This is a genomic window from Pedobacter sp. 01N416 (assembly GCF_056399685.1).
This window is the reverse complement of record NZ_JBFTRT010000068.1, coordinates 1-20,367: the sequence shown is the minus strand read 5'-3', so window position 1 is coordinate 20,367 and position 20,367 is coordinate 1. Positions and strand designations below refer to the sequence as shown.

Here is a 20,367-nt window from a genome sequence, read left to right as displayed (position 1 = left end):
GAAACTATTCAGTGTGCTTTCTGAGCTCAGTTCCGATTTTCCCTTTTCTAAAAATATCAATGTTTTTAGTTCCAGATACGCCAACGATTTTTATTTCGATCTCACTACCGATCAATTTGCTAAACTGATTGATTTTCAGAGTAAACAGGTGTATACCAATGTTTATGCGACCATCGAGAAAAAATTGATGGGCAAGCTGTGTAAGTACGATTTTCGGACCGAATTTTATATTGGTTTAAAATCGGGCGAACTGGTAATTGAAGTGTATAAATTTTTGGATATAGACAGTTATTACCTGTTTTTTCCAAGCCGAAACCTGTTCTTGTTCTGCGATTTAACCATTTTGAAAGATTTGGATATGTCTAATAATCTTTCAGAACGGGAACGGATTGTACAGGAACTGCAATATAAAAACGATAAGTTAAAAAGTAATGCTGCGGTTTTAAAAACGGCAATTCCAAACGAGGTTGTTAATTTGTTAGAAGATAGTTACAGTAAAATATCTGACATCAATTTCTTGAACCACCTCAATAATTTCGATGTACAATCGAATATTTTGAAGACAATGTTAAAGACGGATTTGTTTTAGGTTGGTTTTTACCAACTAAGACACCTGGGCGCAGCTAAGAAGTATCGTGCCGATTAATCATCACTATCGCAAGAAATCGTCATTGCGAGGAGGAACGACGAAGCAATCTTACAACTAAGGCTTTATGCCAGGTTAGTTAAGTTTTGGAAATCAATTATAGCACTTTTCGGTATTGGCAGTCCCGCTTTTTATTCCAAGTCCTCGCTCGTGCCTCGCTGTGGGCTTTACATTGCAATCGGGTTTAAGTGGCAGAGTTAGTGGTACTATTAAGATATTCTACCTACTAACCTTTGTTAAATAAACCCGACAGAGCGGAATAGCCCGCAGCGCAGCGAGGATTATAAGCGATGGCGGGGCCACAGCACCTATTAAACACCGAACGCACGTTTCCAAAATAGAGAAGTCGTTATTGGTGGAGAGGAACGAAGAAGCAATCTTAAAACGTTTGTTAATCATCCTTTCGCATTAAGATTGCTTTGTCGGCTGAAAAAGCCTTCTCGCAATGACGATTTTGTGATAGGAATTACTACCTCGTCAATACCGCCAGTTTCTGTTTAAACAGATCGATTGTTCTGCTCCAGGCTAGTTTTGCTGCGGCTTCGTTATATCTCGTAGGTGAGGTATTGTTGTTAAAGGCATGGTTTACACCATCGTATATGTAAATTTTATAATCAATTTTATTGTCTTTTAATGCCTGCTCATAAGCTGGAATCCCGGCATTAATGCGTTCATCCAGGCCACCATAATGCAACATTAAACTCGCTTTAATTTTAGGAATATCTGCCACATTGGCCTGTGCGCCATAATAAGCAACAGCTGCCTGCAATTTAGGGTCGTTAACTGCTAATTTATTGGCCATTCCACCTCCCCAGCAAAAGCCAACACAGCCTACTTTACCATTGCCGTCTTTTCTATTGCGTAAATAATCCAATCCTTTTAAATAATTCTGTAAGTTCTTTTCAGGATCTAATTTACCGATCAACTCGCGTCCCTTATCTTCATCCGTCGGGGTTCCACCAAGCGGCGAAAGGGCATCAACACCAAGGGCCAGGAAACCTTCGGCGGCAACACGTTTGGTAACATCAATAATATGTGGATTTAAACCTCTGTTTTCATGAATAACCAATACGCAGCCTAAGTTCTTTTTGCCTTTGGGTTTGGCCAGTACAGCTTTCATTTCACCGTCAACACCAGCGTAGGTAATATTTTCAACTTCGATATCATCACTGTTAAAATCTGCTGCAGCGGCGTAATTATTTTCTAGCATTGGCAGAATAGTCATAGCCAATGCTGTGCTACCAGCCAGGATAGCCAGCTTTCTCATAAATTTTTTTCTGCTTACCTGACTATGGGTATATTCATCGTACAGGTTGATTATTTTCTGATCCATCTTATTGATTTTGAATTAAAATACAAGATAAACAAGGATGTCGAGATTTGAGGTAGCATTGCCTAAAAATTACAATACATTTCTTCCCATTTTTTAATCAGTGTTACACGGTGTTTCGTATAACGCGGGGTTAAGAAGGCATTCGACCAATCATCGTAATTATCATAAAAGAATTTCAGGAAGAAAATATGAAAGGTGATACCCAGATATGGAATGGCTTTTAATTCATCATCAGTTAACGGCCTAACTTGCTGGTAAGCGTTTAAAAAGGTATCGAAATCCTTTTCTGCCTGCTCTTTGGAGATTAGGTTATTCAATTGATGGAAAAAATAATGGTTAAGGAACGACATTAAATCGTTAATCAGGTAGCCTTCACCTGCAAAATCGAAATCAAAAAAGGTAATTTTTCCCGCTTCATCAAAATGGAAGTTTTTAGGAAAAAAATCATAGTGGCAATAGCCATAGCTGAATTTTGAAGTATCAAATCCTTCGAACTTTTTAACCACTTTATCAGCAATGTTGGTCAGGTAGTCAAATTCCTCAGGCATTTCTGTAAAATGAGGTTTTAAATCGCGCAAAGGCTCAAATAAAGTCGTTTCAAAGTTGAATACCGGTCTTGCATTATTCAGCTTTATTGAAGAAGTACTTTGGTGCAAGGTGGCAATGTCTTGCCCCAATTGAACAAGATGTGCATTTTTCAGGTCCAAAATTACCTTTCCTTCAGCAAAAGAAAACAGTATACCATTTCTTAAACCTTCGATGGCATTAAACTGTTGAATTTGTTTCCCATTTACATCGGTTATGGGGTAGGAAACTGAGTTTCCGTTTATCCTTAAAATATTGAGCAATTCCACTTCAGCTTCAATTTCGTTGCGTTTTCGGTGTGCATCGCGGTAGATTTTGAAGATATATTTCTGGCTTCGGTTTTCGAGAATATAAGTGTCGCTTACGTTTCTGATGAGTAATCGGCATGTTGTAGATGGGGCTAACTGATAAGCTTCAATTAAATAATCTTTTAAGGCAGCGGCTGATAAGGTGGAGTATTGGGCTGGGAAAATATTTTGCATAAGTAGCGCTTTGGGGTTTCAAATATAAATTTTAGAAATGACATCTTAACCATTAATTAAGACTACCTTACCCACCTTAGGCATATCGTTTTAAGATTAATACAATCTGTTGGAAAAAATATTTGATTGCCTTATCGATAGTTTTATCGAAGATAAAGTGGGTATAGCAGAAAACTTTTTAAGTGTTTCTTTAGCGGCCCATCTTAAAGATAATCTGATCGGGTTATTTGAAAATAAAAAACTTTTAAATGCTGGCTTGGGTAACGATACGGTTGTGAATCAAAACAAGTTGATTAGAAGCGATGTGATTTACTGGTTAGACAGAAAGCATAATAACCAACACGAAAATGATTTCTTCGATCTGATGGACGAACAGCGATTGGAAAATAGAAGATGGAGGAGAGCTACGCATTTACCATGTTGATGAGGAGCAGAATATCTCGCCCAATAACGGTAAAAGTATTTTCTTTAAAAGTTCAGATCTGGCACACGAGGTATTGCTTACCAATAAACAAAGGATGAGTATTACAGGCTGGTTAAAGGTCGGTTAAATTTAATCCTTAATATCAAAAAATAAATCGCTATTACAGGCGATTCTCATTCAAAGACGTGTCCTTAGGTTGAGTCATAAATATAGATTTGTCACCCTGAGCTTGTCGAAGGGCCTATTAAATACGCTATAAGATGTTTCGACAAGCTCAACATGACACCATCTGCAGTAAATCGCCTTTATGATACAACCTCATCTATTTTTGAAAATCGTTGTTGATAAGACCCTGAAACAAGTTCAGGGTGACGACCCTCTCCGTAGATTCCAGGTTTCATTCGACTCCGCTCGAAATGACGAAACTACCGGGGATGATGGACCATTTAGTTTTGGTCAATAAAAAAGCGCCGTTTCCTCATTTCAGGATTGGCGCTTCACTTGTTAAACGACTAGGTTTAATACGATTATGATCAATTTGCTCTAAAACCCTTTGGGGTGCATTGCATCTGACGTTTAAAAAATATATTAAAATTTGCTGGGTACTCGAAACCCAAACAATAAGCGATCTGTGCAATATTCCATTCGGTATGTTTCAGCAAAGCCACTGCTTCGGTTGCTATCCTTCTCGAAATATGCTCAGAAGTTGTTTTGCCCGTTACTTCCTTTACTGCATGGTTTAAGTGATTTACATGCACCAACAAGCGGAAGGCAAAATCGTGGGCTGTTTTCAACTCCAAAATATGCTCTGTAGAACCAATGGGGAACTGCCTTTCCAATAATTCGATAAATAAGGAAGTTAAACGCGCCGATGCATTATTCTGTTTAAAGATAACATCCTGAGGTTTTACCTTTAGTGCTTCGTGAACAATAAGTTGTACATAGTTTCTTAACAGATCGTATTTATGGATGTAATCGCCATCCATTTCTTTCATCATTTTAGTAAAGATATCCGTTAAGATAACTTCCTGCTCTTCGTTAATATGAATTACCGGGCTATCATTAATCCGCCACAATAAAGAATCGCGAAGGATTTCGTTACGGTTATGGATAAAATTCTCGGTAAATAAACAGAAGAAACCGGCAGGTTTTGGCGAAGTACTTTCCCATGAATATGGAATATTCGGATTGGTAAACAGTAATGCCCGTCCTTTAATTTCAATCTGCGCATCAGGGTAATGCAAAATCCCATTGCCTATGATCAGCGAAATTTTATAAAAATCTCTGCGGCTGAAAACAGATGGTACGTTGCTGCAAACAGTAGTCCTGTTAAAAACATTAAAGTGCCCGATATCATTGATCATCCCTAAGCTTGGTGTAGGAATTTCAGGCCTTGTGATTTTTAATTTATTGTAAAAATCTTCTAATGTTTCCTTTTTTTGAAGGGTAGAAAGCTCTTGACTTTTTGATAACATATTTTAAGTGCTTAATACAAGTAAAGTTAGGGTTTAATCACCGTTCCTTCATGCATTTCCTCGGTTGGTTCTGCCACTAATTTGTCACCTTCTGCTAAATCGCCGAAAACTTCTACCTTATCGTCGGTTTCACGGCCTTTTTTTACGCCTACTTTAACCGCTTTGTTATCGGCTACTTTTAACACGAATAATCCTTCGCTGGTATCCAATAAAGCTTTTTTGGAAATGATAAAGGTACTGGCATTGGCCGGAAGCGGAATGTTCACTTCAGCAACCATACCCGGTAATAAAACCTTCGAAGCATTTGGTACATCCATTTCAATGCGTTCAGAACGTAAGCGTAGATCTAAAGCGCCTGATAAACGTTTCACTTTAGCCTTAAAGGTCTGGCTAGGCAAAGATTTAACGGTAAAACTAATCTCATCACCAGCTTTTAAATATCCGGTATAAACTTCTGGAATGGAAACGGCCAAACGCAGGTTTTTTTGATCCTGTAGAGTAAATAAAGGTAAATCAGAGCCTTTACCCGTTGGACCAACGTAAGCTCCTAAATTCACATTTCTGGCTGAAATAATTCCGCTGAAAGGTGCCCTGATGGTTAAATAATCCTGAACTGAACCTACTTCTTTATAAGCGGCTTTTGCTGCTTCAAGCTGTGCAAGATCTGCATTTTTTTTTGCCATAGCCTGGTCCAGGTCGTTTGTAGAGATCGTTCCAGGCGTTTTACTGGTTTCATACAAACGGTTATAATTCGCTTTGCTCGCAGTATAAATGGCTTCCTGTGCTTTTATCCGCGACTGTGTTGCAGCCAGTTGGGAAGTCATTTCAGGTGCTTCCAAAGTCATTAACAATTGACCTTTACTTACCTCTGAGCCGATATCAACTTTTAGGGTTTTTACGAAGCTGCTTACTTTAGCATATAAATCAACTTGTTGCAAAGCAATTAATTCGCCTGGCAAACTCAGTTTGGTGGATAGCTTCTCTTTTTTAAGATCGAAGGTGGCTATAGCTGCTTCTTTTTCTTTCTTGGGTGTTACTTTCGATTCGGAGTGCCCACAGCCATACATGGCCGTTAACACTAAAAATCCTGTACTTAATAATCCTGTTGAAAATATCTTCGTATTCATTTATGATGATGATTTATTCTTTTTCTTGTAAACCTTTAATGTAATGGATGCTTTCTTCGTCTTCCGGATCAAGCGACATCGAATTGGTAGTCTGTTTTCCCTGAACCCATGCAAATACCAATGGCAAGATAATGAGTACGGCGAATGTTGAAGCCAGTAAGCCACCAATAACGGCTCTGCCTAATGGAGAAACCGCTCCACCACCTTCACCATGACCGATGGCCATTGGCAACATACCCGCAATCATCGCAATACTCGTCATGATAATTGGGCGCAAACGTAATGCTGCGGCTTCGCGTGCCGATTCGAGTGCATTCCCATTGTGCTTTCTTAGTTGCTCAGCATTGGTGATGAGCAATACCGCATTGGCGATAGATACCCCGACCGACATGATAATCCCCATATAAGATTGCAGGTTTAAGGTTGATCCGGTAATGGTTAATAACAATAGTGAACCTAAAATAACTGCTGGTACAGTGGCTAAGATAACCAATGGAACTTTAAAAGACTGGAAATTGGCTGCCAGCATCAGGAAAATTACCACAATGGCCACAAATAAGCCAGATTGTAAGCTGTCTAAAGTATCAGTTAACACTTTACTTAAACCGATGGCGGTAACATTTAACCCCCTTGGCAGTTCGCCAACGTCTTTGATGGCTTTTTCTACATCTTTTGATGCTGCACCCAGATCCATATGGTAAAGGTTCGCCGTTACCGATAGGAAAGGCATAGCACCAATGTTATCGTTTTCGCCAGCCGTGGTATCAGCAGTAATTTTTGCCACATCGCTCAAAACTGGTCGTGCCGAATTTTTCAATAACGGAATTTCTCCAATATCATCTTTACTGGTCATTTGGTTAAGTGGTACCTGAACCTGAACACTATAAGGCAAAGCCGCTTTTTCATCTAACCAGATATTTTTGTCCGTATAACGTGATGATGAAGTTGAGGCAATTAATGATCTCGAAATATCGGCCATATCCACCCCGATCTGTGCTGCACGGGTCCTGTCGATATCGATATTTAATGATGGATATTTAATGGGCTGTGCTAGCTGAACATCGCGCATGTAAGGGATTTCCTTCAGTTCTGCGAGGATTTTATTGGCATACTTTTCATTCAGCTTTTTGTTTTTGCCTGCAATACGTACTTCAACAGGGGTAGGAGAGCCCTGGCTCAATACCTTATCCGTTAGCTCTATCGGCTCGAAAGAAAGTTTAACATCAGGCAGAACTTTTTTGATTTTCTCCCTGAACTGATCTTTAAAATCATCCATATCTTCCTCAAAGTCTTTTAAACTTACCTGGAAAACAGCTTCGTGCGGACCTGCCATAAACTGATAGATCGGGTTTACCGAAAACTGGGCAGGGTGTTGACCAACATAAACAGAAGAAATGCCCATATGCTCTTCTCCGACCATTTTTTTCAGCTCAGCCAAAACCATATTTGCTTTTTCTTCGGTACGTTCTAAACGTGTTCCATCAGGTGCACGTAAACGCAATTGAAACTGACTTGAGTTAACTCTCGGCAAAACATCGCGACCAATGTTAGCCAATAATAACGCAGCTAAACCGATAATTACCACTAAATAAACCAAAACGACAGATTTTCGGTAAGGCAGTATCCGATCAAGGAAACGCATAAAACGGTTCCGGAACCGATCAAAGAAACCAATTTTGCCATTGCCACTAAAATCTTCACGCTCAACCAGTACTCTTTTTTGGCTCAAGGTATCTTTTTCCGATTCGAGTGTAATGCCAGTTGCGGCAAAATCAGCCTCGTCCTGAGTAATGCCCGGGTGATGTTCACTGCCTTTTTTTGGGTGTGCAACCATTAGCCAGTTGGCCATAATGGGTACGAAAGTTTGTGATAACAGGAATGAAACCACCATCGAAAAGCCGATTGCCAATGCCAAGGGTAAGAATAATGCTCCTGGAATCCCTGTCATGGTAAAGGCAGGTGCAAATACGGCAAGGATACAAAACAGGATTAACAGTTTCGGGAAGGCGATTTCCTTACAGGCATCCCAAATGGCCAGGGCCTTGGGTTTGCCCATATCAAAATGCTGGTGGATGTTTTCTATTGTTACCGTCGATTCATCTACCAGAATACCAATGGCTAAAGCCAATCCGCTCAGGGTCATGATGTTGATCGTTTGTCCGAATAACTTCAGGAACAAAACACCCGCAATAATAGAGGTTGGAATGGTGAGGATTACAATCAATGCTGCACGTTTATCGCCCAGGAAAAGTAAAACCATCAAACCTGTTAATATCGCACCGATTGCGCCCTCACTGATCAGACTTTTTACAGCGTTGATTACATAAACAGACTGGTCGAACTCGTAAGAAAGTTTAACATCTTCCGGTAAGGTATTTTGGATGTTCGGTAGGTTTTTCTTTAAGTTTTTAACCACATCCCAGGTAGAGGCATCCCCAGATTTAGCGATACTTAAGTATACCGAGCGCTTGCCGTTGATTAAGGCATAACCTGCAACTAAATCGGCCCCATCTTTAACCGTTGCTACATCGCGGAGCTGCAAATTTTGCACGCTGCCTTTAAATAAGGGAATGTTCTCAAAATCTTTAACCTTTTTAATGGTATAATTGGTTGGTGTGATATAGTTTTTATCACCTATCCTCACATTTCCTGAAGGTGCGGTTTGGTTATTTAGCCTGATGGCTTCTACTACTTGATCTACCGTTAGGTTATGTGAACGTAAAAGTGACGGATTTACATTGATTTCTATCGTTCTCGGACTACCTCCAAAAGGAGCAGGAGAAAGCAAACCTGGTATAGCTGAAAAACTAGGGCGCACATAAGTATTGGCCAGATCCTGTAATTCATTGTTGGTGCGGATAGGGCTGCTTAATACCAATTGTCCAACAGGAAGTGATGAAGCATCAAAACGGATCACGAACGGTGGTTGCGAACCTGGCGGGAAAATAGCTTGCGCCCTAGTAGATAGCGCACTTAGTTCTGCCGCCGCCTGGGCCATGTTGGTACCCTCGTAATAGGTTAGCTTCATTAACATTAAACCCTGTGTGTTTTTGGTTTCGATGCTTTTAATACCGTTTGCAAAAAGCAGGATATTAACGTACTGTTTACCAAAATAAGCCTCCATTTGGTCGGGTGTGTAACCACCAAAGGGGTGCGCAATATAAATCACCGGAAGGTTCATCTGCGGAAGAATATCAACCTTGATCTGATTGATAGCCCCAATACCGAAAAAGAACAATCCAGCTACTAAAACTAAGATGGATATGGGCTTGCGGAGTGCGAAACGTATTAAATTCATTTATATAGCCAGATTAAAATTCGTTGATAAATATGTCGTAATTGCCGAGTGCTGCCGATTTTAGCAATAAGGCCTGCCAAACATTGGTAAAGGCAATATCCCGATCGGTTTCGGCACGGTTTAAGGTAAACAGGGCCTGTGTAAGATCCACCAAAGTGGTGAGCCCGTTTTTGTAGAGCGTATTTTTCTGCAGATAAGCATCAGATGCTGCTTTTACCTGAATAGGTGCTTCTCTGTAATTGGCCAAAGCGTTGGTTAGTTTAGTTTCTGCAAGTGCCAATTGTGCTTTTAGTTGCTGATCAACCAGATTATATTCTTCCTTCAAACCCTGGCTAATGTATTCCTGTGCACGTACCTGCGGGCGGTTTTTAAGTAAGGTTGACAGGTTCCAGGTCATTCCTATGCCAATCAAATAGTTTCCACGGGTAGGGTTTATGCCATCAGCATAACTGGTAGAATAAGCAGCCTGATCTAAGGCATAACCTGGACTAAAACCCGAACCACGGCCCTGCATTACACCGAATAAGCTAAACGTAGGGTAGTATAATTTTTTGAAATAATTAACCTGTTGCTGGCTAACATCAACACGGTTCTGGTAAAACTTTAATAGTGGATGTGAGCTTTTGATCACTGTATCTTCTAGCAGGTTGCCGGGAATACGCGTAATTGAAGCAGTATCTAATTCGTATGATGTTGCGGTTAATCCCATTACCACGCCCAAACGGTTGGCCTGTTCCTGCTCTAAATCTTTAGCTTTTGTTAGTGCAATTTTGGCATTAGAAACTTCTGCTTTTGCGAAAGAAGAATCTACTCCCGCAATTAATCCGTTTTTAGCCCTGATGATGGCCGTATTTTTAAAGGTAATAGCGCGATCGAGATTTTTCTGTTGCGATTTGCTTAACCTTTGCGCAGCCAGCAGATTTAAATAGGCAGCAGAAACACGGATTTCCTGCTGGAATTTTTCCTGTTCCAGATCATTTTTGTCTCTTTGGTAAGTGGCATCGGCAATTTTAATGCGTTCTCTGATTTTTCCGAAAGTGAAGAAATCCCAGTTTACATTGGCCAGATAGAGCCCCCCAAATGCAGCATTCCAGTTTTGTTTGTCTAGAGCAGGACCAGATGAGGCCGTTCCCAAACCACCAAGACCATATTGAGGCCCATTTTGGCCGTTAATGGTACCATAATCCTGTTGGGCACTTAAACTGAAGTTCGGTAAATACTCCCTTTTGGCCTGTTGGATAGATGATTTTGATGCATTGGCATAATTATCTTTAGCCTTAATGGTGCCATAATTGCTTAATGCAGTGTTAACAGCTTGCTTAAGGCTAAGTGTTTGTGCATTTATGCCGATGGATAAACTGATAAAGAATAATAACGAAAAATAAAATAAAGATATACGAGACATAGTGTATAATTTACACGGCAAATGTAAATGATGATCGTTATATCAAAGTATTCGGTTCAAATCAAAAATTATGCGAATCAAATAATAATCGAATTGTTACTTAAGGCGTAAAAAGGGACAGTTTCTGTTGCTAAAAACCTGAGTTCGATTATTAAATTGTAAAAATAACTATCAGACAAGGTTTATTCCTAACCTCATCGTCATGCTGACTTGTCTTACAAGTAGAATAGTGTTTTCAATTGTCTTGTAGCTACTACGTGGTCAGCATCTTTTTTGGCAGGAAAGACCCTGAAATAAATTCAGGGTGACGACCGACTTAACCCAAAACTGAGYTTAGATAATCAAATCAGTATTTAATTATCGAACTCAGRTTAAAAATAACAAGAGGTCTGTACCATAAAAATGAATATTAGTGACAGAGGATTTTTAGTGCTATATGGCGAAGAGGAATCGTCATTGCGAGGAGGCCTTTTCAGCCGACAAAGCAATCTTACAACTATCGATAGTAGCGAGCGCTTTAAGATTATTCATTTTTGCAGTTGCTTTTTAAGGCATTCATGAGCTCACTTTGTTCGGTTATCTTCGTACCTCGCAATGACGAATTTTCTATTGGAATCTGCAATGATAGCCTGTCTAGACCTGTTATCTCGCAAGACGTTATTAGCAAGGTGTTTATGATTGCTCTGTATAACTTTTAAAATTATCCAGAATGGCCTGCCAGCCACCACGTTGCATTTCGATCGGATTGGTAGATTCGGCATCGAAAGTTTCGGTTATCCTGGTTTGTTCACTCAGTGCATCAAAAACAATGCTTACCGTTCTGCCATCTTCCATGGTATATTCGATTTTTTTATGCTGGTCAACTGTGGTATATGTTCCGCCGAAATCAAAACTCATGCTGCCATCTTTTGCCGCCATAGTGCTTTTAAATTTACCGCCAACTTTTAAATCGTTTTCTGAATAAGGGGTATGCCAATCTGGTGAGGCAAAGGCCCACTTAGTAATGTGATCTGAATTATTCCAAAATTCCCAAACTTTTTCTACGGGTGCATTTACTGTCGTTTCTACGGTGATTGATGTTTTATTTTCCATGTTTTAAGGTGTTTAATTTTTTAATAAAGTTATAGGAACTTTAACAACTCAGAAAGAGCAAATGCGACAAAATAGGGGGTGATATGCCACTATTATTTAGTTAAGTTTTACAATTAGAGAAATGGTTAACTACAGATAAAAAAAATGCACACAGGTAATTAATTTAAAATACCTGTGTGCATCTCCAAACGACCAACTAAGCCTAAATGACTAAAAATTATCGAATATTTTATTCTTTAATCGAGTTGAATGCTAGTGCAGGTCCGTATAAATAAAGGTTATCGTGTCTTTGGATACTAAGCCGCTCATATTTCCGCCTGTGTAAACTGCCTTATAACTCGATCCTTTTTTCAGGTCGTAGGCTTTAAGTAAATCGGCATTTGCAACCAGGCTATCACCTGGGTTTACCTTCGAATAACTCGATGCAGGAGGTGGCATTACTCTTTTGGCCATTGCGCCTTTGTACTGTGCTTCTTCTCCTTTTTCGTTCGTAATGCTTAAATAGCTGCTCATTAAAGGTTCGAAAGGTGTATGCCAGATACAGAAACTTTTTACACTATCGGTATTGTTGTACACTACAAACCTTAGCAATAGTGGGTCGCCGGTAGCTACATTGCCATTTATTTTCATTTTAACCTCAAGCGAATCGGTTTTATTAGCAGTAGTTTGAGGCATGCTTTCGCTTTTACTATTTGTGGTGTTTCTGGTGGCCTCACTGCAGGCAGAAAACAATACTAAAAGTGCAGGGATAATTATTTTAATGTTTTTCATGGAAGGGTTTTTTATATAAGCAAATGAATATTGATATTGTTTGATTAGCATCAAGCTAAAACGATTAAGTATCAAATATATAATTAATTTATACAGCTGTATGGCAAATCCAGACTAATAAAAGACGATTAATTTGAATTGACTAAAAAGTAAGCAATTCGACAGGCATAACCTGTTGATTTTGAGTTGTGCTGATCGCTGATCCGTACACTTAATTTATGCGTTCCGTTAGTGAGTTGATCGCTGAGTAGCAGGTACCATGGCAAATGCAAGCTTGAACTCCATTGGGTGTAAAGATCGATCATTTTTTCTTCTCCGTCATCTATGCGGTAATGGAGTGCACCCGCATCCGGGCCTGATAAAATAGCAATCCCCACGGTGTTTCCTTTAAAAATCAGATCAAAAGTACTGTTCCTGGTATTGCTTTCGAGCACTGGGATATTAACAAAACCTGGTCTTCCTTCCAGCCCGTCAGTTGGCTTCCAGTTTTTATTGATGCTAAAAGTATTTAAGTTTTCGGCGCTATTAATGCTAAGGTATTGTCCTTTGGTATAAGCAAATTTATCAATGATTTTAGGAAGACCTGCCGAAGCTTTCTCGTTGGCATTTTTCTGATTTTCTTCCAGATAAGTTTTAATGGTATTGAAATAAAGTTGTTGACCAAACGGTGATGGGTGCAGGTTTTTAAAATCAGCTGCCCAGGTAAATTCGCCATTGGCAATACGTTTATCAACTTCTAAAGCGAGATTAATAAATGGCAAGTGATAATATTCAGCCAAGTCGCTGTGTACTTTTACTTCAGTTGGGATTTTACCTTTATTAAAATCATCATTTTTATCTTCATCGGCAAAAGCCATCATTACGATATCCGTTTTCGGGTTCTTGCTTAAAGTATGTCTGATAATGCCTTCTAAAGCACGGCGCTGTGTTTGTTCAGCGGTTTTGTTGGCATGGTCGTTAACAGCCGATTCTAGAAACAAGAGATCAATTTTTCCACTGTCGAGTACATCGCGCTGAAGGCGGAACGCGTGTGGTAGACTACCCAATGATGGAATACCTGCGTTAATGAACCTGAATTTTGTTTGCGGATAAGTTTTGGCTAAATAATTACTTACCAATCCACGCCAGCCTTCCATATTGGTAATCGACCCGCCTAAAAAAGCCACGGTTACCGCTTCGTTTTTTCCAAATTTTTCTGCTATAGTATGGCTATAACCGTTAAAAGTGATGAACGACGATGATTGTAACTTGTTTTGCGCAAAGCTTTTGGAAAATAGTGCCGTAAAGAGTAATGTCAGGCAAAGAAAAGAGGTTAGTTTCATGTTGATTAGAAGAAATCAAAAGTAATAAAATTTACAATTGATGTGTGTTTCCAGCAATAATTTACTTGCATGATGGGTAACCAAAATTTACTTGCATGATGGGTAACCAAGCGATTGTCAGCCTAAGGGGTAATTTATGGTATGAAAATCCATATAAATTACAAGAGAATTTAAAAGAGGTGAGTCGATTAGAAGTATCGTCATTTCGATCCCGAAGATTCGGGAAGAAATCTTTAAATTCGATTTTCAATAACATAGTTTAAAGATCTCTCCTCCGAAGGAGTTCCTTTGGAACACTCCGCGGTGCTTCGGTCGAGATGACGATATTTCTATTGGAATCTGTTAATGATAATGGAGTCGAAGGGTAATTTAAAGATATTACTGGTTCAATATTGGGAGAGCAATACCAGTACAATATATCTGGGTTTCCTCCCGCTTTCCGTTTTATCCCGATGAAKKATCGGGATGTTCACTCCAATCGGGTCTAGGTGGCYYGTTAGGTGGTACTRTTTTTGGCTGGGYGCTTACCTGCACAAGCCYTTGTTWATAAACCCGGTAGYAGCGGCAGCCCCCGATTCTTTACCGATGAATCGGCACTAATTAGCATTGGGGCTACAGCGAATAACGGGGCTGCTGTTCCCGAAGAGTTGCTGAACGATCGTTTTCAAAAAAAGAATATCGATGTTTAGTTTGTCGCAAGTTTTTTCTTCCTTCTAAACCTTTTCACCTGCCCCATGTGTTCAGTCGGGATATTATCGCCCAGCAATTTCCCCCAGGGTTTAAGTCCATCAATCCGATCAAAAATGATTTTCAGTACCGCAATAAATGGAATGGAAAGGAACATTCCGGGGATGCCCCAAAGTGCAGCACCCATTAATACAATTACGATAGAAATAAGTGCGTTGATCTGCACCTTGCTCGAAACAATGCGCGGTACAAGGATATTGTTGTCGATAAACTGAATGAGTGCATAGGCACCTATAATTAATAATTGAGTGGTAAAACCATCCATGGTTAAAGTTGCCATTAACACTGGTAAGGCTATGGCAATAATACCGCCGATATAGGGTAGCAGATTCAGTATTGCCCCTATAACACCAATTAAAATGGCATTTTGTACACCGAGGATCAGCAGGGCAGCAGAGTTCATTACCGCAACAATTGAAGTTTCGATCAATAAACCGATAATATAACTTTGTATTGCTGCTTTCGTTTCACCTAAAATCTCGGCAACTTTTTGTTTGTTCTCCTCCGAAAATACTTMATAAATAAAATTAAGGATAATTTTTTTTTACAGAAAGATCATAAAAGTATAAACGGGGATTAAAAAAACGACACTGAGCACGCCCATTAAGCCACTCAAGGTTTGGCCAATTAAAGCTTTACTTCCATTTGCAGCATCGTTAACCATTTGCATCTGTTTTTGCGAGGAGATTCCAAAGGTAGTTTGCAGCCAGGTTCTGATTTCTTCTAACAGTTGCGATAATTTGTGTTTAATGCTTTCCAGATCGTCGAAAAAGTGGGCAACCTGCGAGGATAGAAAATAGAGTATGGCAATTACGACAACAATACCGATAATCATAGCGAGCATAATGCTTACTATTTTAGGCATTTTTCTTTCAAAACGATTGGTAAGTGGGTTAAGCAATATCGCAATTAGCGCAGCGAAAGCAAGTGGCACAAGAATATCTCTCAGCACGCTCATTATAAATACTGTAATTACTAATCCTAAAAGAATTACAGGAGCTTTGATGTAAAATGGGTAGGTGAGCAGGACATCATTATTTTTTGGTATCAATTCACAGAARTAGCAAACAATATCCAGTTAATTTATAAATTTAGCACCATATTATAATAATAATTAAAAACTCCCCATGAAAAATAGCTTTTTAATAGCCATCTGTTTGTTTTTGTTTAGCCACATTTTAAGCGCTGCGGAAGTAGATACCGCTTTAACCTTTAGCAAATCGATGAACAAAAATATTAAAGCAGTGGTAATTAAACCCGATAGCTATAAAACAGGAAAAACCTTCCCTGTGGTTTACCTGCTCCATGGTGCCGGTGGTAACTATGCCGAATGGGCCAAAAAAGTGCCAGGAATTAAAAATCTGGCCGATCAATACCAGTTTATTATTGTGTGCCCTGATGGTAATGTAACCAGTTGGTATTTCGATAGTCCGGTAGATCCTGAATGGAAATATGAAACCTATGTAGCTAAAGAGTTGGTAAGCTATATTGATGAACATTATAAAACCATAGCCGAAAAAAAGGGTAGGGCCATTACCGGTTTGAGCATGGGCGGCCATGGTGCACTATACCTGGCCATTAAACACCAGGATGTTTATGGTGCCGTAGGCAGTATGAGTGGTGGTGTAGATATTAAACCTTTTCCAAATGGGTGGAATATCTCGAAAAGATTGGGAACACAGGATGAATTTCCAGAACGTTGGAAACAGAACAGTGTGATTGATATGATTTATCGCATTAAGCCAGGATCACTTGCTATTGCCATTGAATGTGGTACTGAAGACTTTTTCTATAAAATGAATGTACGTTTGCATGATGAACTCCTGTATAACAACATTCCTCATGATTTTACTGCCAGACCTGGTGTACACAACTGGGATTATTGGGCCAATGCGATTAAATTTCAGAGCGTTTTCTTAAGCAATTATTTTAACTCAAAACCTTAATATAGTTTAGGCGGCAAGCTGCACACCTACTTTATTAATGAGATTGTCTATATCAAATGGTTTAGCGATGAAATCGTTAGGATAACAGATAATGCCTCCTATATCATTTAAATTATGACTGGCCGAAATCATAATTACTGGAATGTGCAAGGTTAACTGGTCTGCTTTGAGTAGATTACAAAGATCTCGCCCATCCAGGCCCCCAAGCATCACATCCAACAAAATTAAATCGGGTTTAAATTCGCTAATCCGCTGGTTAAAATGACTTGCATCCATTAATCCACTTACCTGATAGCCTTCCAGTCTTAAAATCAATTCTATAACCTCCAGTATTTCCTGACTATCATCAACCACTAATATTTTTTTCATCTTCTCGTTCTCCTTCAGGTTATTGTTATTGCATTAACATATTGTAAATAAATAACTTGTGATTGATTAACAAGGGCAGGGCTAAAAGGTTTCGATCTATTTTGACGAAAGCACAACGTTTAGTTTTAAGCGTGCCGGTAGTCCAATCGAGAAAAATAATGAGCAGACTAGTAATCATGCAGATTGCGATAAAATTAAAATGATGTAGCGATAGTAATGTAGTTTGCATTAAAATTAATACATCATTTTAAGTAAAAAATTAACTTTTAGATTACATACAAGCTAAAGACTTACCATATTTTTGACCGTTCTCGAAATCTTATTTATAAAACAGGAAACGAAGATTTAAAACCAAAAATGAAATACTTAGTCAAAGAAATCAGTGACGGAAACTGCGATATTACATTATTGCCAGAGAACCTGAATGATAGAAATCTTTTAGCCGAAACAACGAAAAACCTTCAGCACGATTATCAAGAAGCTATCCAATCGCATTATGAGCATGCGTTGAAAAATGAAGTTCATGGCAATGCGGCATTTGTTTCCTTAAACAACGAGGAAAGCAATTATCCAAAAAGAGTAAATGTAAATTACCAGATTATCCTAAGTTAAGCGGATATTCTTCTGGCAAAGGCTTTCTTTATGGCAAAGAAAGCCTTTTTTATTTTAGGATTCTTTTGTTCCAAATGCAGTAAAATAAAAATGATGTTGATTCATTGCGCTTTTCTCAACATGGGCCATAAATGGCGGATACTGTTATTAATCCGAATTGCTGCAAATGGTGATAAAAATGTTTGCTGTGCCATATCAGCCATTCTTTATAGGTCATTGGTCCAAATGCGCCATGTATTTCGGTTTTTCCAGGTTCAGCGAAATACCGGTCAAAATCACGAAGTTCTGTCATTAACTGTTTAGTGGCACTAACCAGATCTGGATACAGTAACTTTTGCTGAGGTGTTCCGAATACTACATTCCTTGGTATTTCTACAGCGGTGTAGATATTGATTTGTCTGGCGTTGTTTGCTTCTTCTTCTGAAACTTCACAGAAAGGTTTCTTTTTGCCATTGGTATATTCAACCTGGCTTATCAAGTGTTCAACCATTTGTTGTGCGGTCATTTTTCCCCAAATAGCAAATGTGCTTGGTTGAAGTTTTAGCAACAGGCTTTCTAAATATTTACGGTTCTTTGGTGCTATTAGCTCGGTTAGCGGGTTCATTTTATATGGGGTGCAGGTTTACAGGTAAGCTGCTGTACAAATATATGCTATAGCTTAGCCGCGGAGTGGGGTGATCCAAGACAATTATAAGGCGATATTTGCCAATTGTATATTATCACAATAATAATTGAAATAGATTCTTGATCCTCTTTTTTCCAGATTCCTCATTTGAGCGATGAGATAAATAACTTGTTAAACAACAACCCTTTCATTTCTGAAAGCTTTTTGTTCGATTTTTTGTGTGTACAGTGAACGAGAAATTATTAGAACACCTTTCTGGCTTCTTGGAGTTATTAGAAAGGATTTTGGAGAAAGTTAATCTAGAAAATAGCGAGGAAGATCATGCCAGATCTGGAGTTGCAAAAATCTTTTGAGTGTTTGATGGCGAAGGGATGAGAGATTTTTACAACACCTAGGCAAATCAGTCGGTTTTGGAATAAATAATTTGATAAAATATTTAAAATTAGGTATTTATCAAATTATTTACTACGTTAGTTCTATAAAGTTCAATCTTAAAATAAATCAATTAACCACTCAAAAATAATTTTATGAAAATCAAAGTTCACACTCTATCAGTTATAGCGTTGGCGCTATTTTTTTTAACATCTTGTAAACAAACAAAAAAAATTGAGCTTGACGAAAATAGCAAAAATAAATTTAAAATATTTGATATTAACAAATTGCCAAGTGAAGCATCACTAGTTGAGGAAGGAGCTGCTGGAGGAAAGAATCCTCTTGTTATAGAAGCCTTACCAAAATACTATACTAAAAGAAAAATATTTCAAGGCTTAGCCGGTTTAAGTTATGACCTTGTTTACATCCCTGGGAATATAGTGAAATTTGACGAAACTGACTCTTCGTATACAATTGTGACGCTTGATCCTGTATTGCTAGATTCATTAGCTCCAAGTATTAAATCGCTGGATAATGCGATAGTTTATAGCAGCAAAATTAATAATACGGCAAACTTTAATGCAACGGCCTTAATTGGCTCAGCATCCGTAGGTGCAAAGGAAATTATGGAAATTGTTATACAAGATGTAACAACTTCTATAGTGCCAAAAAATTATGTAGATAAGGATGCCATAAAAGCACTTATTAGTACGCTTCCTGCAGCAGACCTTAAAAAATATTTTTTTGTGAAAACTGCAACTCTTACACTAATTAATAATAAAAGATTTGTTGAGGCAGATTTAACGGCAAAAGTAAATGCAAGTTTTGTAACAGCAGATGGAAGAGCTTATTCTAGCAACAATAAGTTTTCACAAGATAGAGTAGTTAGTATCGATTTAATCTCACTTAAAGATGCCTTACTGTAAGATTTCGGTTTTATTAATGTTTGGGTTTTCTTTAATTCCTTTCTTGTCAATTGCCCAAGAGGTTTACCCAACTGGAGAAAAGGAAACAAGTGCTCTAGAAATTAAAGAGGGCAGCCCAGTAATTTACAATAAAAGCCAAAAGCCGTTAGAAAATAGTATTGATTTAGAATATATGATGCCAGTTGCAGGTTACCAAGGGAAAAACAAACAATCTTGCTGGGCATTTGCAACGACTTATGCTTTAAGAAGTGTGTTGGATAAGCATAAATCTTTAATTGACGGTAATAAAAATACTGACTTTAAAAAAGTGTATAGCCCAGAATATGTTTATCAATATTATAACCAAGGTAATGAGGGCTGCGATTTTACGGCACGATCGATAACAATGCTTGGTAAGATTTTACAAGATGGAGGAGTAAAATACTTAGATTTAAAGTATAGTCCTACTGTTTGTACAATGAAGTTGGATCCAATTCTTAAAATTAAAGCGAGTAAAGCAGCAATGCCAAACTATGAAGTTGTTGAAGTTAATGACATCTATACAATTAAAAAGGTGCTTAACGACAATATCCCTTTAGTGCTAAGTGTAAAGATTGATAAGTATTTTCAAACTTCTGGAAATATTACTAAGTCAAATCCTTTTTGGAAAACAGCAGCTGCATCTAATTTTAGCCATGCAATGGTTATTGTTGGGTATAGGGAGGATATTAAAGCATTCAAAGTATTGAATTCTTGGGGAGTTGGTTGGGGAGATAGAGGATATGTTTGGATATCTTATTCTATTCTTGAAGGAGGTGCAATGAACTATGC

17 protein-coding genes and 2 pseudogenes are annotated in these 20,367 nt (G+C 38.5%); 7 read left to right on the top strand and 12 right to left on the bottom strand.

The features are described 5' to 3' along the window. Positions 1–589: pseudogene (locus AC1DND_RS06025) on the top strand (hypothetical protein); the annotation flags it as partial. Positions 590–1,115: 526 nt separating this feature from the next. On the opposite strand, the gene AC1DND_RS06020 reads toward AC1DND_RS06025, so the two are convergent. Together AC1DND_RS06020 and AC1DND_RS06015 are read right to left on the bottom strand one after the other, a co-directional pair. Beyond that, positions 1,116–1,979 (bottom strand): dienelactone hydrolase family protein, encoded by an 864-nt coding sequence (locus AC1DND_RS06020; RefSeq protein ID WP_477579917.1) that lies wholly within the window; start codon positions 1,977–1,979, stop codon positions 1,116–1,118. A gap of 62 nt (positions 1,980–2,041) precedes the next feature. Further along, positions 2,042–3,046 carry a phosphotransferase enzyme family protein gene (locus AC1DND_RS06015; protein WP_477579915.1) on the bottom strand — a complete coding sequence of 335 codons (1,005 nt, stop codon included), beginning with the start codon at positions 3,044–3,046 and terminating at the stop codon, positions 2,042–2,044. A 109-nt stretch (positions 3,047–3,155) separates the two neighbouring features. Between AC1DND_RS06015 and AC1DND_RS06010 the strand changes: the two genes are divergently transcribed. Both AC1DND_RS06010 and AC1DND_RS06005 read left to right on the top strand, forming a co-directional pair. Then, the gene (locus AC1DND_RS06010; RefSeq protein WP_477579913.1) at positions 3,156–3,470 is read left to right on the top strand and encodes a hypothetical protein; all 315 of its coding nucleotides are present in this window, start codon (positions 3,156–3,158) and stop codon (positions 3,468–3,470) included. Next, on the top strand, positions 3,433–3,597 hold the full coding sequence (locus AC1DND_RS06005) for a 2OG-Fe(II) oxygenase (protein WP_477579919.1): 165 nt from the start codon (positions 3,433–3,435) through the stop codon (positions 3,595–3,597). The genes AC1DND_RS06010 and AC1DND_RS06005 overlap by 38 nt, the downstream gene beginning before the upstream one ends. A 406-nt stretch (positions 3,598–4,003) precedes the next feature. Here AC1DND_RS06005 and AC1DND_RS06000 read toward each other — a convergent pair whose 3' ends face one another. From AC1DND_RS06000 to AC1DND_RS05965, 8 genes and pseudogenes are all read right to left on the bottom strand, one after another. Beyond that, positions 4,004–4,945, bottom strand: coding sequence for a helix-turn-helix domain-containing protein (locus AC1DND_RS06000; RefSeq protein WP_477579911.1), 942 nt, complete (start codon positions 4,943–4,945; stop codon positions 4,004–4,006). A gap of 26 nt (positions 4,946–4,971) precedes the next feature. Next, positions 4,972–6,072 carry an efflux RND transporter periplasmic adaptor subunit gene (locus AC1DND_RS05995; protein ID WP_477579909.1) on the bottom strand — a complete coding sequence of 367 codons (1,101 nt, stop codon included), beginning with the start codon at positions 6,070–6,072 and terminating at the stop codon, positions 4,972–4,974. Between the two features lie 13 nt (positions 6,073–6,085). After that, positions 6,086–9,370, bottom strand: a complete 3,285-nt coding sequence (locus AC1DND_RS05990; protein WP_477579907.1) for an efflux RND transporter permease subunit — start codon at positions 9,368–9,370, stop codon at positions 6,086–6,088. A gap of 13 nt (positions 9,371–9,383) precedes the next feature. Beyond that, the gene (locus tag AC1DND_RS05985; protein WP_477579905.1) at positions 9,384–10,775 is read right to left on the bottom strand and encodes a TolC family protein; all 1,392 of its coding nucleotides are present in this window, start codon (positions 10,773–10,775) and stop codon (positions 9,384–9,386) included. A 672-nt stretch (positions 10,776–11,447) separates the two neighbouring features. Then, complete coding sequence (locus tag AC1DND_RS05980; protein ID WP_477579903.1) at positions 11,448–11,867, bottom strand: SRPBCC family protein; 420 nt, start codon at positions 11,865–11,867, stop codon at positions 11,448–11,450. Between the two features lie 252 nt (positions 11,868–12,119). Continuing rightward, entirely contained in the window at positions 12,120–12,638 is a 519-nt protein-coding gene (locus AC1DND_RS05975; protein WP_477579901.1) for a protease, read from the bottom strand. 128 nt (positions 12,639–12,766) lie between these two features. Then, the gene (locus tag AC1DND_RS05970) at positions 12,767–13,960 is read right to left on the bottom strand and encodes an SGNH/GDSL hydrolase family protein (RefSeq protein ID WP_477579899.1); all 1,194 of its coding nucleotides are present in this window, start codon (positions 13,958–13,960) and stop codon (positions 12,767–12,769) included. A 685-nt stretch (positions 13,961–14,645) separates the two neighbouring features. After that, positions 14,646–15,758, bottom strand: a pseudogene (locus AC1DND_RS05965) (AI-2E family transporter). 76 nt (positions 15,759–15,834) lie between these two features. Between AC1DND_RS05965 and AC1DND_RS05960 the strand changes: the two are divergent. Further along, on the top strand, positions 15,835–16,653 hold the full coding sequence (locus AC1DND_RS05960; protein WP_477579897.1) for an alpha/beta hydrolase: 819 nt from the start codon (positions 15,835–15,837) through the stop codon (positions 16,651–16,653). Positions 16,654–16,659: 6 nt separating this feature from the next. Here AC1DND_RS05960 and AC1DND_RS05955 read toward each other — a convergent pair whose 3' ends face one another. Further along, positions 16,660–17,022 (bottom strand): response regulator, encoded by a 363-nt coding sequence (locus tag AC1DND_RS05955; protein WP_477579895.1) that lies wholly within the window; start codon positions 17,020–17,022, stop codon positions 16,660–16,662. Positions 17,023–17,379: 357 nt separating this feature from the next. Here AC1DND_RS05955 and AC1DND_RS05950 point away from each other — a divergent pair, with 357 nt between their 5' ends. Then, positions 17,380–17,634, top strand: a complete 255-nt coding sequence (locus AC1DND_RS05950) for a hypothetical protein (protein WP_029279491.1) — start codon at positions 17,380–17,382, stop codon at positions 17,632–17,634. Between the two features lie 115 nt (positions 17,635–17,749). Here AC1DND_RS05950 and AC1DND_RS05945 read toward each other — a convergent pair whose 3' ends face one another. Continuing rightward, entirely contained in the window at positions 17,750–18,238 is a 489-nt protein-coding gene (locus AC1DND_RS05945; protein WP_477579893.1) for a DUF1569 domain-containing protein, read from the bottom strand. Positions 18,239–18,786: 548 nt separating this feature from the next. On the opposite strand from AC1DND_RS05945, the gene AC1DND_RS05940 reads away from it, so the two are divergent. Both AC1DND_RS05940 and AC1DND_RS05935 read left to right on the top strand, forming a co-directional pair. After that, a complete protein-coding gene (locus tag AC1DND_RS05940; protein ID WP_477579891.1) occupies positions 18,787–19,557 on the top strand; it encodes a hypothetical protein in 771 nt (256 codons plus the stop codon). Next, on the top strand, positions 19,544–20,367 hold an 824-nt coding region (locus AC1DND_RS05935; protein ID WP_477579889.1), incomplete at its 3' end, for a C1 family peptidase. The genes AC1DND_RS05940 and AC1DND_RS05935, both read left to right, overlap by 14 nt.